This window comes from Achromobacter sp. UBA5777 (assembly GCF_002418565.1).
Classification (GTDB): Bacteria; Pseudomonadota; Gammaproteobacteria; order Burkholderiales; family Burkholderiaceae_B; genus Achromobacter; species Achromobacter animicus.
On sequence record NZ_DIEJ01000225.1, the window covers coordinates 555 to 860 of the forward strand.

1 protein-coding gene is annotated in these 306 nt (G+C 69.3%); it reads left to right on the forward strand.

What is annotated here, in order from left to right; all coding sequences use genetic code 11:
* Window positions 1–46: 46 nt before the first annotated feature.
* Window positions 47–306: LysR family transcriptional regulator (locus B3446_RS18535; RefSeq protein WP_291383882.1), on the forward strand; the 260-nt coding region annotated here is incomplete at its 3' end.

Sequence of the window (306 nt, forward strand, 5' to 3'; positions counted from 1 at the left end):
GCCTTCGGCTGATCCGAAGGCGCAGCCGTTGCGATGAGGGCATCACATGCGGATGGATATCGCCGACCTGCGCCTGTTCCTGGCGATTGCCGAGGCGGGCAGCATCACGGCCGGCGCAGCGCAGGCAAACCTGGCACTGGCGTCGGCCAGCGAACGCCTGCGCACGATCGAAGCCGATGCCGGCACCGCGTTGGTGAACCGGCACCCCCGCGGCGTCAGCCTGACCGAAGCCGGCGCCGCCCTCGCCCACCATGCACGATTGATCCTGCAGCAGCAGGCGCAGCTGCGCGGTGAACTGCAGGCGTT